The sequence below is a fragment of the Microbacterium istanbulense genome (assembly GCF_037204145.1).
In the GTDB taxonomy this organism is placed as follows: domain Bacteria; phylum Actinomycetota; class Actinomycetes; order Actinomycetales; family Microbacteriaceae; genus Microbacterium; species Microbacterium istanbulense.
Genome location: NZ_JBBDGN010000033.1, coordinates 1 through 1,298, shown reverse-complemented (window position 1 = coordinate 1,298; position 1,298 = coordinate 1). Strand labels below are relative to the sequence as shown.

At 64.3% G+C, this 1,298-nt stretch carries 1 protein-coding gene; it reads right to left on the bottom strand.

What is annotated here, in order from left to right; genetic code table 11:
* Positions 1-42: 42 nt before the first annotated feature.
* A protein-coding gene (locus tag WDU93_RS15225) for an IS3 family transposase (protein ID WP_337322089.1) occupies positions 43-1,232 on the bottom strand; the annotation gives its coding sequence in 2 pieces (ribosomal slippage) (positions 43-951 and positions 954-1,232; 1,188 coding nt in all).
* Positions 1,233-1,298: the final 66 nt, after the last annotated feature.

The following is a 1,298-nucleotide window of genomic DNA, read 5'->3' as shown; positions in this document are numbered from 1 at the left end:
GGGTCTGCCCCGAGTCTTGTTGACAGTCGGGGTTTGGGGTGATCAGGCCGCTTCTGCGTCCTTGTAGATCATCTCAAACTCGGCGGGGGTGAGTTTGCCGAGGCCGCGCTGCCGGCGTCGGCGGTTGTACTTCGTTTCGATCCAGGTGACCATCGCGAGGCGGAGATCGGCGCGGGTGTCCCAGCGTCTCGTGTTGAGTACGTTCTTCTGGAGGAGACTGAAGAAGCTCTCCATACTCGCGTTGTCCCCGGCGCCGTAGGACCTGCCCATGGAGCCGACGAGCCCGTTGTTGCGGAGCAGGTTCTGGGTGCGTTTCGCGCGGAACTGGCCGCCTCTGTCGGAGTGGCAGATCGTGCCGTCAGGTGAGCGCAACGCGATCGCGTTGCGCATCGCCGCGCGGGCGAGAGATGACTTCATGCGGGTGTCGATGGAGTAACCGACGATCTTGTTCGACCAGACGTCTTTGATCGCGCAGATGTAGAGCTTGCCTTCTCTGGTCGGGTGTTCCGAGATGTCCCAGAGCCAGACCTTGTTCGGCCCGTCGGCGATGAACTCGTGCCGGATGACGCCGTGCTCGTCGATGACCGCGAGGAGGTCATCGTGCGGCGCAGGTCCCGTGCTGCCGGGTTTGCTGCGCTTGCGGTGGTGCGACGCATGGATGCCCGCGATCCGGCAGAGTCGGTGCACCCGGTTCTCGCTCGCGGAGATCCCGTGCTCGGACTCGAGCTCATCGGTGAGGAACCTGTAGCCGAGCGTGACGTCGTCGGCATGGAGGTCGTAGAGCACATCGATCAGGTGCGCGTCGTCCCAGTCCCGCTGGGAGACCGGGTCTTTGAGCCACTGGTAGTACCCCTGCCTGGACAGGCCGAGGACCCGCAACGCCACCGCGACCGGCACCCTCACGGGAGCACCGGCCGCAGCCATCTCGTGGACGAGCGGGAAGACTATTTTCCCGGCAGGTTCGCCTGCGACAGATACGCCGCGGCCCGCCGCAGCACCTCGTTCTCCTGCTCCAACAGCCGGATCCGCTTATTCGCCTCACGCAGCTGCTTGCGCTCGTCGTCGGTCAGGCCGGCACGCTTGCCGTCCTCGACGTCGGCCTGCTTCATCCAGTTGCTCAACGAGCCTTCGGAGATACCGAAGTCCTTCGCGATCTGCGCCAGCGGCGCCTGACCCTTCCGGGCCACGGCCACGACATCATCGCGGAACTCTCGGGGATAGGGCTTTGCCACAAGAACATCCTTCCAGCGAGGACGAATCCTCACAGTTCAGATGTCAACAAGACTCGGGGCAGACCC